1 protein-coding gene (cut by a window edge) is annotated in these 23,599 nt (G+C 70.5%); it reads right to left on the reverse strand.

Annotated elements, in window-relative coordinates; all coding sequences use genetic code 11:
• Nucleotides 1-23,599 carry the 3' portion of a non-ribosomal peptide synthase/polyketide synthase gene (locus ACFXIV_RS10685; protein ID WP_379397230.1) on the reverse strand. Its footprint extends 20,609 nt past the window's final position, so the window shows 23,599 of its 44,208 coding nt (coding positions 20,610-44,208); its start codon lies off the right edge, out of view — the gene reads right to left on this strand; its stop codon occupies nt 1-3.

The following is a 23,599-nucleotide window of genomic DNA, read 5'->3' on the forward strand; positions in this document are numbered from 1 at the left end:
TTAGTTGATGAGGTGGATGTCCTCGCCTGCTTCGGCTGTTGGGTCGGCCGGGGTTGTGAACCAGTGGGTGACTTCGCCGTCTTCCAGGTCGGCAGGGGTGTTGCCGGTGGGGAGGACGGAGAGGGCGCCTGCGGTGGCGGAGGCCAGGAATTCGTCGATCGCGGGTTGGTCGGTGGAGGCGGTGGTGTACGTCGTGGACTCGTAGTCGACGTCGTTGTCGGCGCGCAGGGTGGCTGCGCGGTCGAGGGCCTCGGACTGGGTGAGGGTGGCCCAGGTGTCGGCGTCGCGGTAGACGAAGGCGGGATCGGACTCGGACAGGGGGCGAACGCGGTCGGTGTAGGAGACCGGGTGCGCGGGGCGGGTGGCCAGGTCGGACTGGACCTTCGGGTCCGACGGGACCAGCCAGCGGACCGAGCTGGCAGCCGGTTCCTGAGCGATGCCGAAACCGGCTCCGGCGGCGAGGATGTCGCCGAAGGAGAGGCCGTCGGCGAAGAGCACCGCGGCACCGGCCTTGTGGATCGCCCAGACCGCGACCACCGCGTCCACCGTGTGCGGGAGGGCCACGGCGACGACGTCGCCAGGGCCCGCACCTCGCTCGATGAGCAGGCGCGCCAGCTGGGAGCTGCGGCGGTCCAGGACGGCGTACGCGATCTCCTGGCCGTCGGACAGCAGAGCGGGCGCCTGCGGGTCCTCTTCGACCACTTCGGCCAGCACATTGGCCACGGTCGCGGTGCCGACGCGCGCCGCGTCCGCCGCGGAATCGGCGGGGGTGACGGCGCTTTCGGCGAGGATGCGGGCGCGCTCGGTGGCATCGAGGATGTCGATGTCACCGACCAGGCCCTCGGCGTCCCCGACCAGCGCGTCCAGGATCCGGTTGAAGCGCGCGGCGAGGATGGCGACCTCGTCGGCGGTGAACCGGCTGCCCAGGTAGCGCATGGAGATGTCGATGGTCTCGCCCGCCATGATGACCAGGCTCATCGGGTAGTGGGTGTTGTCGTTGATGCCCACACCGCTGACGGACATGCCGTCTATGGAGCTGGCCGCGGCGATGGCGTCCTTGTCCACCGGGTAGGACTCGAACGCCATGATGGTGTCGAATTCCGCTCCGGCGCCGGCCAATCGCTGGATCTCGGTGAGCCCGATGTGGTGGTGTTCGAGCAGATCGGCCTGATCGTGCTGAACCCGCTGCAGCAGCCCCGCGATGGTCAGCCGGTCATCGACCCGGATGCGCACCGGCACCGTGTTGATGAACAGACCCACCATGGACTCGACACCGGGCAGATCACCCGGGCGACCGGAGACGGTCGCGCCGAACACCACGTCACTGCGCCCGGTCAGGCGGCCGATCAGCACCGCCCACGAGGTCTGGATCAGCGTGTTCAGCGTGACATTGAGCTCCCCGGCGCGCTTGGTGAGCGCGCGGGTGCGGTCGGCGTCGATATCCAGTGTGTAGCGGCCGATTTCGTAGTTCTCGTCGCGGGTCGCGGCGGGCGCGAGCTGGGTCGGCTCGCTCACTCCGGCGAGGGCGCGCTGCCAGGCGGCAAGCGATTCGTCCCGGTTCCGTCCGGCCAGCCAGGCCAGGTAGTTCCGGAACGACGGCACCCGCGGCAGCACCGACATGTCGCCGCGCACCGCGTACAGCACCAGCAGGTCCTGCATGAGCAGCGGCATGGACCAGCCGTCCACCAGGATGTGGTGGGTGGTGATGACCAGGTGCACCAGGTCGTCGCTGATCCGGAACACGTTGAACCGCATGAGCGGCGCCGCGGACAGATCGAAGTGATCGGCGCGATCGGCCTCGATCATCTCCCGCATGCGCGGATTGCGTTCGGCCTCCGGCAGATCCGTGAGATCGATGACCGTGAACGGCGCCTCGACCTTGTCCAGCACCACCTGGTGGGCCTGACCGTCGGCGTCGGTGACGAACGCGGTCCGCAGGCTCGGGTACCGGTCCAGGATGGCCTGCGCGGCCACCTTCAGCCGATCCACGTCCACCACACCGCTCAGGTCGAGCACGGTCTGAATGGTGTAGACGTCCACCGTGTTCTGGGTGAGCAGCGCGTGGAACAGCAGACCCGACTGCAGCGGCGAGAGCGGCCACACGTCGGACAGCGCCGGGTACGTCTGCTCCCACACCTCGATGTCGGACTGCTCCACCCGCACCAGCGGCAGGTCGGACGGCGTGAAGCCGCCCGCCTCCGGCCGCTTGGCGTGCGCGGCCAGCGCGGTCAGTGCCGCCACGAACAGGTCGGCGAACTCCTGCACCCGTTCGCGCTCGAGCAGCCCACTCGGGTAGGAGAAGGCCGCGCCCAGCTCCGGGCCGTCCGCGCCGTCGGTGACGATGGCGTTGATGTCGAGCGTGGCGTTGGCGGGCATGTCCGCGTCCATGTCGCCGTCGAGGCGGCCCAGGTCGTCGACCGGCACCCAGCCCAGTTCGGCCATGCCCTCGGGCACCTCGCCCGCGGACATCCGGCCCAGGTAGTTGAAGCTGATCTGGCCGACATCGCGCAGCTGCGTGGCGGTTTCGGGGTTGAGGTAGCGCAGCAGACCCCAGCCCAGACCCTTGTCGGGCAGCGCCAGCAGCTGTTCCTTGACCGATTTCACGATGTCGCCCAGGGCGTTTCCGCCCTCGAAGGCATCGGCGAGATCCGCGTCGTTCAGGTCCAGTCGCACCGGGAAGGCGGCGGTGAACCAGCCGACCGTGCGCGAAAGATCCGCGCCCGGAACGATGTCCTCTTCACGGCCGTGGCCCTCGAGCTTGATCAGCGCCGAGCCGCCGGTGGTCTCCCCGCGCCAGCGCGCGACCGCCAGGGCCAGCGCCGACAGCAGACCGTCGTTGACGCCACCCCGGTACAGGCCCGGGACGGCGGTGAGCACGGCCTCGGTGACCGATGCCGGCACCGTGACCTCGATCCGCTCGACGGTGGCGAAGGTGTCGACCTTCGGGTCGAACGCCCGCGACCCGAGCAGCGGATCCGGCGTCTCGGTAACCCGCTGCCAGAACGGCAGTTCCGCGACCCGCGCCTCGCTGCGCGACTCCTCGACCAGGGCGTGCGCCCAGCGCCGCATGGAGGTGCCGGTCTCGGGCAGCGCCAGCGGCTGCTCGAACGCCACCTGCGACCAGGCCAGGCCCAGGTCCGGAATCAGGATGCGCCAGGAGACGCCGTCGACCACCATGTGGTGCGCGACGATGAGCAGCACGTCCCGGCGGACGCGTGCCTCGTCGGAACCCTCGGGGGCGAAGGCGAACCAGACGAACTGCACCATGGCGGCATTCGCCGGATCCAGACGGCCCAGCGCCGCATCGAATTCGATGCTGCCGACCCGGGTCAGCTCCTCGTCGGAGATGTCCGCGGCCAGCTCGACCCGGTGCACCAGCGCGTCGACGTCGACGGCCCCGCGCGGCAGCGCCTCGAATTCGAAGCCCTCCGTTGCGTTCTTCGGATGGGCACTGCCGCGCAGTCGCGACCGCAGCACATCATGGTGGTCGAACAGCGCGCCGATGGCCCCGACCAGCACCGTCCGCGTGATGCCGTCCGGCAGTCGCAGCGGCATGGTCTGCGAGAACCGTTCGTACGACGACCCACTCGACAGGATCGCGTGCATGATCGGCGTCAGCGGAATGTCGCCGACCCCGCCGCCCGGCAGTTCCGCCAGCTTCTGCTGTGCGGTGTCCCCGCCCAGCGTGGCGACCTCGGCCAGCCCCGCGACGGTCCGCTTCTCGAACACATCGCGCGGCGAGAACACGATGCCGCGCGCCTTGGCCCGTGAGACCAGCTGGATGGACAGGATCGAGTCGCCGCCGAGCGCGAAGAACGAGTCATCCGCACCCACCTGGTCGACGCCGAGCACGTCGGCGAAGACCTCGGCGATGGTCGCTTCCAGTTCGGTGACCGGCGCGCGGAAGTCCCGCGCGGTGAACACCGGCTCGGGCAGCGCCCGGCGATCCAGCTTGCCGACCGGGGTCAGCGGGATGGCGTCCAGGATCGTGATGGCCGTCGGCACCATGTATTCCGGCAGGCGGCCCGCGACATGCTCGGTCAGCGCCGGGATGTCGACGGTCCGGCCCGCCACCGGCAGCACGTAGGCCGCCAGGATGGTGGCCCCGGCCTCGGTCTTGTGACCGACCGTGACCGCGAAGTCGACCGTCTCGTGCGAGGCCAGCGCGGCGTCGATCTCACCGAGCTCGATGCGGAAGCCGCGCACCTTCACCTGGAAGTCGTTGCGGCCCACGTATTCCACCTCGCCGGTGGGGGTCCAGCGGACCACGTCACCGGAGCGGTACATGCGCTCGCCGGCCACGAACGGGTTGGCGACGAACCGCTCGGCCGACAGGCCCGGGCGGTCGTGGTAGCCGCGCGAGAGCTGGATACCCGACAGGTACAGCTCACCCGCGACGCCCACCGGCACCGGACGCAGGCGCGCGTCCAGGATGAGGGCCTGCATACCGCGGATCGGACCGCCGATGGTGACCAGATCGCCCGGCACCAGCGCATCGCTGATGTTGGTCATGATCGTGGTCTCGGTCGGGCCGTAGCCGTTGTGGAACGCACGAATCGTGCGGTTCTCCAACGGAATCGCCCACTTCTCGACCAGATCGGCCGGCACGGCCTCACCACCGGCGACGAGCACCCGCAGCGAGTCCAGGCCCTTCGGGTCGAGGGTGGCGAGCGCGGCCGGGGTGATGAAGGCGTGCGTGGCCCGCTCGCGCTTGATCAGCTCGGCCAGTTCCTCGCCGCCGTAGACGCCCGGCGGGACCACCACGAGGGTGCCGCCCGCGCCGATGGCGAGCAGGTACTCCAGCACCGACGCGTCGAACGACGGCGAGGCGAAATGCAGTGCCCGCGAACCGGAGTCGAGGTGGTAGCGCACGATCTGCTCGGTCGCGAAGTTGGCGAGACCAGAGTGCGTCACCACGACGCCCTTCGGCATGCCCGTGGTACCCGAGGTGTAGATCACGTAGGCCACGTGGTCCGGCCGGACCGGCGCCCACCGCTCCGCGTCGGTGACGGGTTCGGCGAAGTGCGAGGCGATCTCGGCCTGCACCATGGGATCGTCGAGCGAGATCCAGCCGGCCAGGCTCTTGACCGGCGGCAGCCCCTCGAGCTCGGTGTCGACCGTGAGGCCGAGCACCGCGCCGGAGTCGTTGACCATGTGCGCGATGCGGTCCGCCGGGTAGGACGGATCGACCGGCACGAAGGCCGCACCCGACTTGGCGACGGCCCAGATGGCCAGCACCGATTCGAAGGAACGCCGGATGGCCACGGCGACACGGGTTTCCGGTCCGGCGCCGCGCTCGATGAGCACACGCGCCAGGCGCGAGGAGGCCGCGTCGAGTTCGGCGTAGCCCAGGGCCTGGCCCTGGAACACGACCGCCTCGCCGACCGGGTTGTTGGCGACGGCCTCGGCCAGCAGCTCGGGCAGCACGCGCGGTTCGATGGCCGGACCGCCCGTGCGGGAGATCAGGTCGGCGCGCTCGTCGGCGGCCAGGATCTCCAGGTCGCCGACCGCGGTGCGCGGCGCGGCGATGATCTCGCCCAGCAGGCGGAGGAACCGCTCCGCGAAGCCCTCCACCGTCTCCTGGTCGAACAGGTCACGGGCGTAACCGAATTCGGCGTACATGCCCGCGTCCGCGTCGGCCGGAGCCTCGGTCAGGGTGAGCATGAGGTCGAACTTGGCGATCTCGTTCTCGAAGTCGACCGCCGCGGCCCGCAGCGCGGGCAGCTCGAAGGAGCTGTCGGGCAGGTTCTCGAACGACAGCGCCACCTGGAACAGGGGGTGCCGCGCGGTGGACCGCTCCGGGTTGAGCAGCTCGACCAGCCGCTCGAACGGAATGTCCGCGTGCGCGAACGACTGCAGGTCACTGTCCTTGGCCTTGGCCAGCAGCTCGGTGAAGCCGGCCTGTCCGCTCACCTCGGTGCGCAGCACCAGGGTGTTGACGAACATGCCGATCAGGTTGTCCAGCTCGGCCTCGCCGCGGCCCGCGATGGGCGCGCCGATGGCGATGTCGGAGGTGCCGGACAGGCGCGCCAGGAACACCGCGAGGGCGGTGTGCACGACCATGAACATGGTCGCGTTGTTGGTGCGCGCGATCTGCTGGAGTCCGCGGTGCAGGTCCTTGCCGATCGGGAACAGCACCCGGCCGCCGCGGAAGGACTGCGCGGTGGGGCGCGGGCGATCCGAGGGCAGGTTCAGCTCGTCGGGCAGATCCGCCAGTGCGGTGCGCCAGAATTCGGCCTGCGCGGCGATCAGGCTGGTCGCGTCGTCCTCGGAGCCGAGCACCTCGCGCTGCCAGATCGAGAAGTCCGCGTACTGCACCGGCAGCGGCGCCCAGCCGGGCGCGACACCGGCGGCCCGGGCGGCGTAGGCCACCATGACGTCGCGGGTGAGCGGGCCCATGGACCAGCCGTCGGCGGCGATGTGGTGGGTGACGAAGACCAGAACATGCTCGACGGCGGCGGTGCCGCCAATGGACTCCGTTTCGACGCCTTCTACTCGGAACAGCTTGGCGTGCAACGGCACTTCCGCGGTCACGTCGAAGCCGGTGGTGACCAGCGCGGCGATCCGCTCGGTCACCGACTCGGCCGAAACGACGACCGGCGTCAGATCCGGAACCGCCTGCGCCACGGGCACGATCACCTGCGAGGCCGCACCGTCCACCTGCGGGTAGACGGTGCGCAGCGTCTCGTGGCGGCCGATCACGTCGGCGACGGCCTGCTGCAGCGCCTCCACATCCAGCGCACCGGTCAGGCGCACCGCCACGGGGACGTTGTACGCGGCCGACGCGGTGTCGAACTGGTTGAGGAACCACATGCGCTGCTGTGCCAGCGACAGCGGCACAGTGTCGGGCCGCGGTGCGGCCGTGAGCGCCTTGCGGTCTCCCGCGCCGGCGTGCTGCTCGACCTTGGCGGCCAGCCCGGCGACGGTCGACGCCTCGAACACGGCGCGCACCGGCACCCGCGCGTCCAGGGCCGCGCCGATGCGCGCGGCGACCTGGGTGGCTAGCAGCGAGTTGCCGCCGAGGGCGAAGAAGTCGTCGTCCGCGCCCACGCGCTCGGCGCCCAGGACCTCCGCGATGACGCCCGCCACGATCTCCTCGATCGGGGTGGACGGCGCCCGGAAGGCGGTGGTCTCGAACTCGGGCTCCGGCAGCGCCTTCCGGTCCAGCTTGCCGTTCACATTGAGCGGCAGGGCATCCAGCACCACGAAGGCCGACGGCACCATGTACGACGGCAGCGCCGCCGACAGCGCCGACTTCACCAGCGGCACATCGACACCCGAGCCGGATGGCACCAGGTAGGCCACCAGCCGGTCACCCGTCTTGGCATCCTGCTTGGCCAGCACCGCGGTCTGGGCGATCTCCGGCAGTGCCAGCAGCGCCGCCTCGATCTCGCCGAGCTCGATACGGAAACCACGGATCTTCACCTGGAAGTCGGTGCGGCCCCGGTACTCCAGCTCGCCGTTGCCGGACCAGGCGACGAGGTCACCGGTGCGGTACATACGCTCGCCGACGGCGAACGGGTTGGCCACGAAGCGATCCGCGGTCAGGTCCGGACGCGCGAAGTAGCCGCGGGCCAGCTGCGCACCGGCGAGGTAGAGCTCGCCGGAGACGCCGTCGGGCACCGGGTTCAGGCGCGCGTCGAGCACGTAGACCCGCGAATTCCATTCCGGCGCACCGATGGACACCGAACCCTGATCGGCATCGGTGACCCGGTGGCTGGTGATGGACACCGCGGCCTCGGTCGGGCCGTACAGGTTGAACAGCCCGGCGTCCGGATTGCCCGCGCGGAAGCGCTGCGCCACTGTCGCGGGCAGCGCCTCACCGATGGCGAGGACCCGCCGCAGAGAATCGTTCAGCGTCCCTTCGGCCGCGGTGAGCAGCGCGTCCAGCATGGACGGCACCACGTGCAGGGTGGTGACCCGCTCGCGCGCCATCAGCTCGTTGAGGTACGCCGGATCCCGGTGCCCGTCGGCCGCGGCGATCACCAGGCGGCCACCGGACACGGCGGCCGACCAGAACTCCCAGACCGACAGGTCGAAGGTGGCGGCGGTCTTGAGCAGCACCGCGTCGTCCGCGCCGAGCTCGAATTCCGCGCTCTTCCACTGCAACTGGTTGGCGATGGCCGCGTGCGGCAGCGCCACGCCCTTCGGGCGACCGGTGGAGCCAGAGGTGAAGATGACGTAGGCGGTGTGCTCGGGCCGCAGCGGGGCGACCCGCTCGGCATCGGTGACCGGGCCGGGGTTCGCACCCGACAGCGCGAGCCCGTCCATCCGCACCAGCGGCGCGATATCGGTCGTGAACTCGGCCGCGGCATTGGTCAGCACGCACACCGGCGCGGCGGTTTCCAGGATGTACCCGGTCCGCTCGGCCGGCTGGTCCGGGTCCACCGGCACGTACGCGCCACCGGCGACCGAGACCGCGTACATGGCCACGACCAGGTCGACGGAGCGCCGCAGCGCCAGCGCGACCCGCGCCTCCGGGCCCACTCCCAGCGAGATCAGGTGGCGGGCAAGGCCGTTGACCCGGGCGCCGAGTTCGGCGTAGGTCAGCGTCTCGCTGTCCGGTCCGATGAGCGCGATGGCGGTCGGCTTGGCCGCCACCGTCGCATCGAGCATGGACACCAGCGTCGCGGCCGAATCCACCTGGTGCGCGGTGGTATTGCGCCGCTCCAGGATCTCGGTCCGCTCGGCCCCGGCCAGCAGCTCGATCTCGCCGACCGCGGTGCGGGGTGCGGTCACGATCTCGCGCAGCAGGTGCACGAACCGATCCGCGAAGTCGCGCACGGTGCCGCGGTCGAAGATATCGGTGGCGTAGGTCAGGATGCCGGTGATGCCCTGGGCCGCACCGTCTTCGCCGTAGATGTCGGAGACGATCAGGTGCAGGTCGAACTGCGACAGCTCGGTGTCGACGTCCAGGCCGGACACGCTCAGGCCCGGCAGCTCCAGGGTGGAGCGGGTCAGGTTCTGGAAGGACAGACCCACCTGGAACAGCGGGTGCCGCGCGGTCGAGCGGGCCGGGTTGAGCACCTCGACCAGGCGCTCGAACGGCACGTCGGCATTGGCGTAGGCCTGGATGTCGGTCTCGCGCTGGCGCGCCAGCAGCTCGGCGAACGGCTGCCCGCCGTCGACCAGCGTGCGGAACACCAGGGTGTTGACGAACATACCGATGAGGTCGTCCAGGACGGCCTCGCCACGACCGGCCATCGGGGTGCCGATGGCGATGTCGTCGGAGCCCGACAGGCGCGACAGCAGCACGGCCAGCGCGGTGTGCACGACCATGAACAGCGTCGCGCCCTCGGTGCGGGCCAATTCGACCAGCGCCGTGTGCAATTCGGCGTCGATGCGGACGTCGATCTTGCCGCCCGCGAAGGTCTGCACCGCCGGACGCGGCCGGTCGGCCGGAAGGTCCAGCTGATCCGGCAGGCCGGCGAGCGCCTGCGCCCAGTAGGCGACCTGCTTCGACGCCAGCGATTCCGAATCGTCCTCGCTGCCCAGCAGTTCGCGCTGCCAGATGGAGTAGTCCGCGTACTGCACCGCCAGCGGGGTCCAGCCCGGCTTCTGCTTGATGGAGCGCGCCGCGTAGGCGGTCATCAGGTCGCGGGTCAGCGGGGCCACCGAGGAACCGTCACCGGAGATGTGGTGGATCACCAGGGCCAGCACGTATTCCGCGGGCGCGGGGCCGTTCGGGTCCACGACCGGGAACTGGCCGGTGGGCTCGATATCGGCGAAGTCGAAGGTGTAGGCCGCCGCGTGCGCCGCGGCTTCCGACTGCCCGCGCGTCGCGGCACCGGACTCGGCCGCGGGAGCCGGGACCTCACCCTCGATCTTGAACAGCGCCACCTTGATCGGCACCTCGACGGTCACGTCGAAGGCGGTGGTGGTCAGCTCGACCACCGCGCCCACCACCTCGTCGGCGGTGACGGTGCGCACCTCGAGCTCCGGCACGGCCTGCGCCGGCGGCAGGATGACCTGCACCGGCCCGTCCTCGGTCTGCGGGTAGATGGTCCGCAGGATCTCGTGGCGGGCAACCACATCCGCGATGGCGGCACGCAGCGCGTCCTCGTCCAGCAGGCCCGACAGCCGCACCGCGACCGGCACGTTGTAGGCGGCCGAGGCGGTGTCGAAGCGGTTGAGGAACCACATGCGCTGCTGGGCCAGCGACAGCGGAATGTTGTCCGGCCGCGGTCCGGCGGTGAGCGCCTTGCGGCCACCGGCGCCGGCGTCGCGTTCCACGCGGGCCGCGAGCGCGGCCACGGTGGACGCCTCGAACATCAGTCGCACCGGCACCCGGGTGTTGAGCGCCTCGCCGAGACGCGCGGCCACCTGGGTGGCGAGCAGCGAGTTGCCGCCCCACGCGAAGAAGTCGTCGTCCAGGCCGATGCGGCCGGATTCGACACGCAGCACCTCGGCGAACACTCCCGCCACGATCTGCTCGATCGGGCTGACGGGGGCGCGGAAGACCGCCTTCTCGAAGGTGGGCTGCGGCAGCTCCTTACGGTCCAGCTTGCCGTTGGCGTTGAGCGGCAACGCGGTCAGCGGCATGAAGACCGACGGAATCATGTACGACGGCAGTTCGGCGGCCAGCGCCGACTGCAGCTGCTGCTTGTCGGGGTCGCCGTCGCTGCCGACGATGTAGGCCACCAGGCGGTCGCCGAGCACCGGATCGGTGTGCGCGACCACGGCCGCCGAGGCGACGGAATCCAGGCGCAGCAGCGCGGATTCGATATCGCCGAGCTCGATGCGGAAACCGCGGATCTTCACCTGGAAGTCGGTGCGGCCCCGGTACTCCAGCTCCCCGTTCTCCTGCCAGGCCACCAGGTCACCGGTGCGGTACATGCGGGAACCGTTGTCGGCGAACGGGTTCGCCACGAACCGGTCGGAGGTGAGGTCCGGTCGGCCGTGGTAGCCGCGCGCCAGCTGCGCGCCGGCCAGGTACAGCTCGCCGGAGACGCCCACCGGCACCGGCCGCAGGCGCGCATCCAGCACGTACACCTGGGAGTTCCACTCGGGCGAGCCGATGGACACCGACAGCTCGTCGCGGGTGGTGACCCGGTGGTTGGTGATGGACACCGCGGCCTCGGTCGGGCCGTACAGGTTGAACAGCTCGGTGCGCGGCCGCTCCCGCAGCACGCGCTGCGCCAGCGGGCCGGGCAGCGCCTCACCGATGGCCAGGATGCGCCACAGCGAATCCGGCAGCCCGTCGGCGAGCAGCGCGTCCAGCATGGACGGCACCACGTGTAGGGTGGTCACCCATTCGCGGGCCATGAGCTCGTTCAGGTACGCCGGGTCCTTGTGGCCGTCCGGCGCGGCGATGACCATGCGGCCACCGCAGGCGGCGGCGGACCAGAACTCCCAGACCGAGAGGTCGAAGGTGGCGGCGGTCTTGAGCAGCACCGCGTCGGCCGGGTCGAGGCCGAATTCGGTGACCTTCCACAGCAACTGGTTCACGACCGCGCCGTGCGGCAGCGCCACACCCTTGGGGCGGCCGGTGGAACCGGAGGTGAAGATGACGTACGCGGTGTTCGCGGCCGTCAGCTCGCGCACCCGCTCGGCGGCCGTGATCGGCTTGGCCGAGTGGCCGGACAGGTCCAGCTCGTCGATGCGCAGCACCTCGGCCAGCTCGGATTCGAACCCGACTGCCGCCGTGGTGAGCACGGCCTTGGGCGCGGCCGTCTCCAGGATGTAGCCGACACGCTCGGCGGGCTGATCCGGATCGATCGGCACATAGGCGGCACCGGACTTGGCGACCGCGTACATGGCGACCACCAGGTCGGTGGACCGTCGAATGGCCAGGGCCACCCGGTCTTCCGCGCCGATGCCGCGCGCGATGAGCTCGCGGGCGAGCTGGTTCACGCGGACGTCGAGCTCGGCGTAGGTCAGCTGCTCGGTGCCCTCGGCGGTGTCGGCGACGATGGCGACGGCCTTCGGGTCGTCGGACACCGACCGGTCGAGCAGCGAGACCAGGGTGGCCTCGGAACCGCCGTCCATGACCGACTCCAGGTCCTGCGCGGTGTTGTTCCACCGCTGCAGGATTCGCGCGTTCTCGTCCTCGTCCAGCAGGTCGAGGTCGCCGACCGCGACGGTGGTGTCGGCCAGGATGGCGTCCAGCACCCGCACGAACCGGTCGGCGAAGGACCGCACGGTCGATTCGTCGAACAGGTCGGTGGCGTAACCGAATTCGGTGAGGATCTCGGCCGGGGTGCCGTCCTCGGTGTACCGGTCGTAGAGCGTGACGTGCAGGTCGGTCTTGGCCAGCTGCGAGTCGAATTCGACCGCGGCCACGTGCAGGCCCGGCAGCTCGAAGGCGGTCTCGGCCAGGTTCTGGAACGAGAGGCCCACCTGGAACAGCGGGTTGCGCGCGGTGGAGCGGACCGGGTTGAGCACCTCGACCAGGCGCTCGAACGGCACGTCGGCGTTGGCGAAGGCTTCCAGGTCGCGCTCGCGCACCTCGGAGAGCAGGTCGGCGAAGCTCGCGGCGCCGTCGACCTGGGTCCGGAACACCAGGGTGTTCACGAACATGCCGATCATGTCGTCGAGTTCGCGTTCACCGCGACCCGCGATCGGGGTGCCGACCGCGATGTCGTCGGTGCCGGACAGGCGGGCCAGCAGCACCGCCAGGGCGGCGTGCACGACCATGAACAGCGAGGCGTTGTTGGCCCGCGCCAGCTCGTGCAGCTTGGCGTGACGCTCGGCGTCGATATCGAAGCGCAGCGCCTTGCCGTGGAACGACTGCGCCGGGGGGCGCGGCCGGTCGGTGGGCAGCTCCAGCTGGTCCGGCAGCCCGGTCAGCGCCCGGGTCCAGTACGAGACCTGCTTGGCGGCAAGCGATTCCGCGTCGTCCTCGCGGCCGAGCACCTCGCGCTGCCACAGCGCGTAGTCGGCGTACTGCACCGGCAGCGGAGCCCACTGCGGCACATCGCCGTTCACCCGGGCCACATAGGCGGCCATGATGTCGCGCGCCATCGGGCCCATGGAGGAGCCGTCGGCGGAGACGTGGTGGACGGTGAAGGCCAGCACGTGCTGGGTGGTCTCACTGTCCGCGATACGGAACATCTTGACCGCGAGCGGCACCTCGACGGTGACGTCGAAGGTGGTCATGGCGAATTCGATGACCTTGCCGAGCAGTTCGCCCTCGGTCACCTCCTCCGGCACCAGCGACAGATCGGTCTGCGAGGCGGGCAGCACGACCTGGTGCGGGCCCGCGGCCGAGCGCGGGTACACGGTGCGCAGCACCTCGTGGCGGGCGATCACGTCGCCGATGGCCTGCTTCATGGCGTAGAGGTCGAGCGCGCCGGTGAAGCGGACCGCGAGCGGAATATTGTCGACCGCCGAGGTGCTGGTGTCGAACTGGTTGAGGAACCAGTAGCGCTGCTGCGCCGGGGACAGCGGCAGGTGCGCGGGCCGCTCGCCGGCGACCAGGCTCGGACGCCGGCCGGAACCGGCATTGCGCTCCACCCGCGCGGCCAGCGCCGCGACCGTGGACGCCTCGAACAGATCGCGCACCGCGAGCTGGGTGTCCAGGGCCGCGCCGAGGCGGGCGGTGACCTGGGTGGCGATCAGCGAGTTGCCGCCGAGCTCGAAGAAGTCGTCGTCCAGGCCGACCCGTCCGACGCCGAGCACGTCGGAGAAGATGCCCGCCACGATCTCCTCGATCGGGGTGGACGGGGCGCGGAAGACCTTGGCCTCGAACACCGGCGCGGGCAGCCGCTTGCGATCCAGCTTGCCGGAGGCATTGAGCGGGAAGGCGTCCAGTACCACGAAGGAGGTCGGGACCATGTAGCCGGGCAGGCCGTCCTGGAGCTCGGCGCGCACGGCGTCGAGGTCGACGCTGTGGCCGGCGGTCGGGATGACATAGCCGACCAGCTGCTCACCGAGCCGCTCGTCGCTGCGGACCACGACCACCGACTGGGCGATGGCGTCGATGGCGGTGAGCGCGGCCTCGATCTCGCCGAGCTCGATGCGCAGACCGCGCAGCTTCACCTGGAAGTCGGTGCGGCCCAGGTACTCCAGCTCGCCGCGACCGGTCCACTTGACGAGGTCGCCGGTGCGGTACATGCGCTCGCCGTCGTGGAACGGGTCCGCGACGAAGCGATCGGCGGTCAGCTCCGGGCGGGCGACGTAGCCGCGCGCCAGCTGGACGCCCGACAGGTACAGCTCACCCGCGACACCCGGGGCGACCGGGTGCAGGCGCGAATCCAGCACGTACACACGGGTGTTGAAGACCGGCGCGCCGATCGGCACCGACAGCGTGTCGGTGTCCTCCACCTCGTGGTAGGTGACGTCGACGGCCGCCTCGGTCGGGCCGTACAGGTTGTGCAGGCGCGCACCGGTGAGCTCGCGCAGCTTCTGCGCGGTCGGCGCGGGCAGCGCCTCACCGGAGGCGAAGACCTGCTGCAGCGAAACACATTCGGCGGCCTTCTCCTCCGCCACGAACACCGACATCATCGACGGCACGAAGTGCGCGGTGGTGACACCGGTCTCGATGATCAGGTCGGCCAGGTAGCCCGGATCGCGGTGACCGTCCGGCTTGGCGATGACCAGGGCCGCGCCGATCTGCAGGGGCCAGAAGAACTCCCACACCGACACGTCGAAGGTGGCCGGAGTCTTCTGCAGTACGACATCGTCGTCGAACAGGCCGTACTCGGTCTGCATCCACACCAGGCGGTTGACGATGGCCGTGTGGCTCACCGCCACACCCTTCGGGCGGCCGGTCGAACCCGACGTGAAGATCACGTACGCGACATTGTCGCCACGCAGCGGGGCGGTGCGGTCGGCGTCGGTGATCGGGGCGTCGGAGTAGCCCGACAGGTCCAGCTCGTCGATCAGCAGCGTGCGCGTGGTGGTTTCGAACCGGTCCCCGCGGGTGCTGAGCACGCACACCGGCTGTGCGGTGTCGAGCACGTACTGGTTGCGCTCGGCCGGGTGGTCCGGGTCCAGCGGCACGTACGCGCCACCGGCGACCGTGACGGCGTACATGCCGACCAGCAGCTCGAAGGAGCGGCGCATGCCCAGGGCGACATAGGTGTCCGGTCCGACGCCCTCGGCGATGAGGTGGCGGGCCAGCTTGTGCACGCGAGCGGCGAACTCGCCGTAGGACAGACTCGTCCCCTCGAACACCAGCGCGGTGAGGTCGGGGGTCTGCTTCAGCTGGGTCTGGAACATCGACGCGAGGGTGACCTCGGCCTCGATCTTCTTGCCGCCCAGGGCGACCCGCTTGACGTCGTACTCGGTGGCGTTCCAGGTGCGCAGCACCTGGCGGCGCTCGGCCGCGTCCAGCAGCTCGATATCGCCGACCAGCGCGGTCGGCTCGGCGACCACGGCCGACAGCAGGCGCACCAGGCGCTCACCGAAGGCGGCGATGGTGGCCGGGTCGAACATGTCGGTGGCGTAGGCGAATTCGGCGGTCATGCCGTCGCCGTCGGCCCGCTCGAAGCGCGGGGAGGCGGAGCGCAGGTTGAGGTGCAGGTCGAACTTGGCAGTGACCACGTCCAGCGGCACGCCCGCCACTTCCAGCCCGGGCAGGGCGAAGGTCGCCGCGCCGGTGTTCTGGAACGACAGCATGACCTGGAACAGCGGGTGCCGCGCCTGCGAGCGCGCCGGGTTGAGGATCTCGACCAGGCGCTCGAAGGGCAGATCGGCGTGGCCGAAGGCGGCCAGATCGGTGTCCTTGGTGCGGGCCAGCAGCTCGGCGAACTTCTCCCCCGAGTCGACGGCCGTGCGCAGCACCAGGGTGTTGACGAACATGCCGATGGCATCGTCGAGCACCTGCTCGCCACGGCCCGCGACCGCGGTGCCGATGGCGATGTCCTCGCCGCCGGACAGGCGCGCCAGCAGGGCCGCGAAGGCCGCGTGCACGACCATGAACAGCGAGGCGCCGTGCTCACGGGCCAGGCCGTTGAGTCCGGCCAAGAGGTCGGCGTCGATCGAGAACTCGTGCACCCCACCGGCATTGGACGCCACCGCCGGGCGCGGGCGATCCGAGGGCAGGTCGATCTGGTCCGGCAGCCCGGCCAGTTCGCTGCTCCAGTAGGAGACCTGCTGGGCGATCAGCGAGTCCGCGTCGTCCTCGTCGCCGAGGGTTTCGCGCTGCCACAGCGCGAAGTCGGCGTACTGCACCGGCAGCGGCGCCCAATGCGGCGCTTCACCAGTGGCGCGGGCCGCGTAGGCGACCATGACGTCGCGGGCCAGCGGGCGCACCGACCAGCCGTCGCCGGAGATGTGGTGCACCACGAAAACCAGTACGTGCGTGGGCTGCCCGGCATCCGAGACCCGGAACAGTCCGGCGCGTACGGGGGCCGCGGCGGTCACGTCGAAGCCGGTGAGGACCAGCTCGACGATGCGCTCGCGCAGGTCGGCCTCGGCCACCTCGACCGGGGCCAGGCCGGTGCCGCCGCCGTGGATGCCGGCATTGGCGGCCGAGTCCAGGCGGACCTGGTCGGCGGGCAGGATGACCTGCACGCCACGGCCTTCGGCGTTCTCCGGGTAGACGGTGCGCAGCACCTCGTGCCGCTCCAGCACGTCGCCGACGGCGGCCAGCAGGGCGTCCACGTCGAGGTCGCCGGTCAGGCGCACCGCGAGCGGGATGTTGTTGACGGCCGAGGCGGTGTCGAAGCGGTTGAGGAACCACATGCGCTGCTGGGCCAGCGACAGCGGGATCTCGTCCGGCCGGGCCTGGGCCACCAGCGCGCGGCGGCCACCGGTGCCCGCCTGCGCTTCCACCCGCGCGGCCAGGGCGGCCACGCTCGGGGCGTCGAACAGAGCGCGGACGGGAATGCGGGTGTCGAGCGCCGCGCCCAGTCGCGCGACGACCTGGGTGGCGATCAGCGAGTTGCCGCCCAGCTCGAAGAAGTCGTCGTCCGCGCCGACCGGGCTCGCCAGTCCGAGCACCTCGGCGAAGACGCCGGCCACGATCTCCTCGGCACGCGTTGCGGCGGCACGGAATTCGCGGGCGGCGAACTCCGGCTCGGGCAGCGCGCGGCGGTCCAGCTTGCCGTTGGCACTGAGCGGGAACGCGCCCAGGGCCACGAAGGCGGCGGGGACCATGTAGGACGGCAGCTGCGCGGCCAGGTGCTCGCGCACGGCCTCCACGTCGAGGGCGTCCGCGCCGAGGGCGACCGGTTCGGTCGAAGCCGATTGCGCCGGAACCACGTATGCGACCAGCTGGTCACCGGTGCGGGCATCGGAACGCAGCACCACGACGGCCTGGGCGACCGACTCGTGGGCGGTCAGCGCGGCCTCGATCTCGCCGAGCTCGATGCGCAGACCGCGCAGCTTGACCTGGAAGTCGGTGCGGCCGATGTACTCCAGCTCGCCGTCCGCGGTCCAGGTGACCAGGTCACCGGTGCGGTACATGCGCTTGCCCGGCGTGAACGGGTTGGCCACGAAGCGATCCGACGACAGGTCGGGGCGCGCCACGTAGCCGCGCGCCAGCTGCACGCCCGCCAGGTAGAGCTCGCCCGCCATGCCCGGCGCGACCGGGTGCAGGCGCGAATCCAGCACGTACACCTGGGTGTTGAACACCGGGCGGCCGATCGGCACGGTCTCGGTGTCGGCGTCGGTGACCTGGTGATAGGTGACGTCGACGGCCGCCTCGGTCGGGCCGTACAGGTTGTGCAGGGCGGCGCCGGTGACCCGGCGCAGCTGCTGGGCGGTGGTCGCGGGCAGCGCCTCACCGGAAGCGAAGACCAGGCGCAGGCTCGTGCAGTCCGCGGCGGCCGGTTCCGAGACGAACACGGCCATCATCGACGGCACGAAGTGCGCGGTCGTGACGCCTTCGCGGGCAATGGTCTCGGCCAGGTACACCGGATCCCGGTGCCCGTCGGGCTTGGCCACGACCAGCTTCGCGCCGATCTGCAAGGGCCAGAAGAACTCCCACACCGACACGTCGAAGGTGACCGGAGTCTTCTGCAGCACCACGTCGGCGGCGGTCAGGCCGTACTCGGCCTGCATCCACACCAGGCGGTTCGCGATCGCCGAGTGCGGCACCGCCACACCCTTCGGGCGACCGGTCGAACCCGAGGTGAAGATCACGTAGGCGGTGTTCGAAGCCCGCAGCGGCGCACTGCGATCCGCGTCGGTCAGCACGGCGTCGGAGTAACCCGACAGGTCGACGGTGTCGACCGCGACGGCCGGGACGCTCGCGTGGGTGAATCCGTCCCGCTCGGTGGTGAGCACGCACACCGGCCGAGCGGTCTCGAGCACGTAGTCGATGCGGTCGGCGGGCTGGTCCAGGTCCAGCGGCACGTACGCGCCACCGGCCTCGACGATCGCGTACATCGCGACCACCAGGTCCACCGAACGGCGAATGCCCAAGCCCACCAGGCTCTCCGGGCCGACCCCGGCCTCGATGAGCTTGCGGGCCAGCTGATGCACCCGTCCGGCGAACTCGGCGTAGGACAGACCTGTCCCTTCGAAGCTGACCGCGGTCGCCTCGGGGGTCCGCTCGGCCTGGGCCTCGAACAGCGCGACCAGGGTCTCGCCCGCGTCGCCGGAGGCGCTGCGCACGATCTCGCCCTCGGCGGTGGTCTCGCCCGACAGGGTGCCCGAGGTCAGTTCCGCCAGCACCGAGTAGACGTCGGCGGTGGTGCGGTTCCAGTCGCGCAGCACCCGGGTGCGCTCGCCGGAGATCAGCAGGTCGATATCGCCGATGGCCCGTTCCGGCTGTGCGGCAATGGCCTTCAGCAGCCGGTCGAACCGGTCGGCGAAACGCTCCATGGTGGCCGCGTCGAACAGGTCGGTGGCGTAGATGAGTTCGGCGGTGATGCCGGACGGGGTCGCGCCGTGGCCGTTGCCCGCGACATCGCTGGTGCCGAGCTGCTCGGTGAGGACCAGCTGCAGGTCGAACTTGGCGGTATCGATCGGGAGATCGACGGCGCTCACGGTCAGGCCGGGCAGTTCCAGTTCGGTGATGCCGGTGTTCTGGAACGACAGCATGACCTGGAACAGCGGGTGCCGCGCCTGCGAACGGGCCGGGTTGAGAATCTCGACCAGGCGCTCGAAGGGCAGGTCGGCGTGGCCGAAGGCCTGGATGTCGGTGGCGCGCACCGTGTCCAGGAGCTCGGTGAAGCCGGCGCCGCCGTCCACCTCGGTGCGCAGCACCAGGGTGTTGACGAACATGCCGATGAGGTCGTCGAGGGCGCGTTCACCACGACCGGCGACCGGGGTGCCGATCACGATGTCCGCCTCACCCGACAGCCGCGACAGCAGCGCCGCCAGGGCGGAGTGCATGACCATGAACAGCGTGGCGCCGCGGGTGCGGGCCAGTTCGGTCAGCTTGGCGTGGGTGTCGGGATCGACGGTGAAGACGTGCGTCGCACCACGGCCCGACGCGACGGCCGGACGCGGCCGGTCGGCGGGCAGGTCCAGCTGGTCGGGCAGGCCGCGCAGCGAGTCGCGCCAGTACGAGATCTGCTGGGAGATCACGGATTCGGCGTCGGTCTCGTCGCCGAGCACCGCGCGCTGCCACAGCGCGTAGTCCGCGTACTGGACATCCAGCGGCTGCCAGCCGGGCTCGCCGCCCTCGACGCGAGCGCCGTAGGCGGTCATGACATCCCGGGTGAGCGGGCCCATGGAGAAGCCGTCGGCCGAGATGTGGTGCACCACCAGCGCGAGCACGTGCTCGGTGGGGCTGACCTCGAACAGCCGGGCCCGGAACGGCACGTCCACGGTGACGTCGAAGCCGCTCAGCACCAGCTCCGAGAGCGCCTGCGGCAGCTCGGCTTCGGAGACCTCGACCGGCGTCAGGTCCGGAATGACCTGTGCGGTGGGGACGATCTCCTGGAACGCCTGGCCGTCGATCTCCGGGTAGCGGGTGCGCAGCGACTCGTGCCGCGCCAGCACGTCGGCGACGGCGATCTGCAGGGCCTGGCGGTCCACCAGACCCGACAGGCGCACGGCCGCCGGGATATTGTCCACGGCCGATTCGGGATCGAACCGGTTGAGGAACCACATGCGCTGCTGAGCCAGCGAGAGCGGCAGCCGCTCCGGCCGCTGCTGCGCGATCAGCGCCTGGCGAGTGCCCGCGCCGGAATGGGTTTCGGCGCGCGCCGCCAGTGCGGCCACGGTCGACGCCTCGAAGATCTCGCGCACACCCAGGTGGGTGTCCAGCGCGGCCGACAGGCGCGCCGCCACCTGGGTGGCGATGAGCGAGTTGCCGCCGAGCGCGAAGAAGTCGTCGTCCAGGCCGACCCGCTCCAGGCCGAGGATCTCGGCGAACACGCCGGCCACGATCTGCTCGACCGGGGTGACGGGAGCGCGGAACACCGCGGCCTCGAACACCGGTGCGGGCAGCGCCTTGCGGTCCAGCTTGCCGGAGGCATTGAGCGGGAACTCGTCGAGCGCCATCACGACCGACGGCACCATGTACGCGGGCAGGCTCTCGCCGATCTCCAGGCGCACCTTCTCGACGTCCACGGTGTGGCCCGCCGCCGGGATGACATAGGCGACCAGCTGATCGCCGGTGTGCACGTCGCTGCGCACCACGACTACCGACTGCGCGATGGAATCCAGTGCGGTGAGCGCGGATTCGATCTCGCCGAGCTCGATGCGCAGACCGCGCAGCTTCACCTGGAAGTCGGTGCGGCCGATGTACTCCAGCTCGCCGTCCGCGGTCCAGGTGACCAGGTCACCGGTGCGGTACATGCGCTCGCCGTCCCCGAAGGGGTTGGCCACGAAGCGATCCGACGTGATGTCCGGGCGCGCGACATACCCGGTCGCGAGCTGATCGCCCGCCAGGTACAGCTCACCCGCGACACCCACCGGAACCGGCCGCAGACGCGAATCCAGCACGTACACCTCGGTGTTGAACACCGGGCGGCCGATCGGCACGGTATCGATGTCCGCGTCCACGACCTGGTGGAAGGTGACGTCGACCGCGGCCTCGGTCGGGCCGTACAGGTTGTGCAGCTCCGCGCCCGTGAGTTCACGCAGCTTGTGCGCGGGCTTGGGCGACAGCGCCTCACCGGAGGCGAAGACCTTGCGCAGGCTGGTGCAGCGCGCGGCGGCCTCCTCGGCCACGAACACCGCGAGCATGGACGGCACGAAGTGGGTGACCGTCACACCTTCGCGGGCAATGAGATCCGCGAGATACGCCGGGTCGCGGTGGCCTTCGGGCTTGGCCACGACCAGCGTCGCGCCGATCTGCAAGGGCCAGAAGAACTCCCACACCGACACGTCGAAGGTGGCCGGAGTCTTCTGCAGGACGACGTCGTCGGCGGTCAGCCCGTAGGCCGCCTGCATCCAGACGAGGCGGTTCACGATCGCCGAGTGCGGCACCGCCACGCCCTTCGGGCGACCAGTCGAACCGGACGTGAAGATCACGTACGCGTTGTTCGACTCCCGCAGCGGCGCACGGCGATCCGCATCGGTGAGCGGAGCGGCCGAGTAGCTGGCCAGTTCCAGCATGTCGATGCGAACCTGCGCGGTATCGATCGGCAGGTCCTCGCCGGAGGTCAGCACGGTCACCGGGTCGGCGGTCTCGAGGATGTACTCGATGCGCTCAGCCGGGTGATCCGGATCCAGCGGCACGTAGGCGGCACCAGCCACGGTGACGGCGTACATGCCGACGACCAGGTCGATGGAACGCCGCATACCCAGGGCCACGAACGATTCCGCTCCGACACCACGCTCGATGAGCCAGCGCGCCAGGCGGTGCACCTGGTCGGCGAACTCGGCGTAGGACAGACTCGACCCCTCGAAGCTGAGCGCGGTCGCGTCGGGCGTCCGCTCCACCTGCGCCTCGAACATCGCGACCAGGGTCGCGGCCTCGGCCTTGTGCTCGGTGAGCACGGCCTCGACGTCGAAGGCGGTGTCGTTCCAGCGCTCGACGACCAGCTCGCGTTCGGGTGCGTCCAGCAGTTCGATATCGCCCACGGCCGCAGCGGGTTCCGTGGTGATGGCGGTCAGCACGCGCACCAGGCGGTCGGCGATGCGGTGGACGGTGTCCTCGTCGAACAGGTCGCGCAGGTAGCCGGCGCGGATGCGCAGGCGGGTGTCGAGCTGGGCGATGAGGGTCAGCGGGTAGTGGGTGGCGTCCGCGGCGTCCAGGCCGGTGACGGCCATGCCGTCGATATCGGCGGCCTGGGACCGGATGCCCTCGGCGTCGACGGGATAGGACTCGAAGACGACCAGGGTGTCGAAGAGTCCGCCGATGCCCGCGGCCGTCTGGATGTCGGCCAGGCCCACGTAGTGGTGGTCGAGCAGGTCGGCCTGCTCGCCCTGGGTGCGGGTGAGCAGCGCGCTCGCCGGCTCGGCCGGGTCGAAGGCGACCCGCACCGGCACGGTGTTGATGAACAGACCCACCATGGACTCGACGCCGGACAGCTGGGCCGGGCGACCGGACACCGTGGTGCCGAAGAGCACGTCCTCGCGGCCGGTGAGGCGGCCGAGCAGGATGCCCCAGGCGACCTGGAGCACGGTGTTCGGGGTGACGCCGAGGTCGGCGGCCAGCGCGGTCAGGCGCGCGGTCGCGGCCTCGTCCAGGTCGAAGAAGTACTCGCCGGACAGGGCGGTGATCTCGCGGCCCGCGTCGGGGCGGGTGAGCAGGGTCGGCTCGGAGACGCCGTGCAGCGACCGCTGCCACGCCGCCAGCGAGGCCGGACGGTCCTGCTGCGCAACCCATTCCAGGAAGTAGCGGTAGGAGCGCACCGGCGGCAGCACCGCGGTGTCGGAGTGCGTGGCGTACAGCACCAGCAGGTCCTGCATGAGCAGCGGCATGGACCAGCCGTCGAGCAGGATGTGATGGTTGGCCACGGCCAGCTGGTAGCTGTTCGCGGCGGTCCGCACCAGCGTGTAGCGGATGAGCGGCGGCGCGGTCAGGTCGAAGCGCTGTACGCGGTCGGCGGCGATGATCTCGGCCGCACGTGCCGCGCGGGCGTCCTCGTCGGCGATATCGGTCAGGTCGTGGTTGGTCCACGCCACCTGCACGCCGTCGATGACCACCTGCACCGGAACACCCGACGCGTCGTTCACGTAGGCGGTGCGCAGGATTTCGTGGCGTTCGATGAGCGCCTGCGCGGCCGACCGCAGCCGGTCGGCGTCGACACGGCCCTCGAGGGTGAGCACCGCCTGCGCGGTGTACACGTCGACCGAGGTGGCGGCCAGCTGCGCGTGGAACAGCAAACCGGCCTGCAGCGCGGACAGCGGCCACACCTGGTTCAGCGCGCCGTACTGATTCTCCCAGCCGTCGATATCGCGCTGGGTGACGCGCACCAGACCGAAGTCGGACGGGGTGTGCCCGCCCGCCTGAGCGGAATCGGCATGCCGGGCAACGGCTTCCAGCGCCGAGGTCCACAGCGCCGCGAATTCGGCGATCTCCTGCGCACCGATCAGCGTGCTCGGGTAGCCGATATTGGCGGTCAGCTTCTCCCCGACCACGATGGCGTTGATGTCGATCGGGGCCATGGCGGGCATGTCGCCGTCGTAGGCGCCGGCCAGATCCGCCAGCTCGGGAGCCGGGATCCAGCCGAAGCCGCGCAGCGCCTCCGGCACATCGCCCTCGTTGACGCGGCCCAGGTAGTTGAAGCTGACCTGGCCCGGCAGCTGCTTGGGCAGCTGTGAGGCGGAGTCGGAGTTCATGTAGCGCAGCAGGCCGTAGCCGATG

The organism is Nocardia sp. NPDC059236, from assembly GCF_042754085.1.
Taxonomy (GTDB): domain Bacteria; phylum Actinomycetota; class Actinomycetes; order Mycobacteriales; family Mycobacteriaceae; genus Nocardia.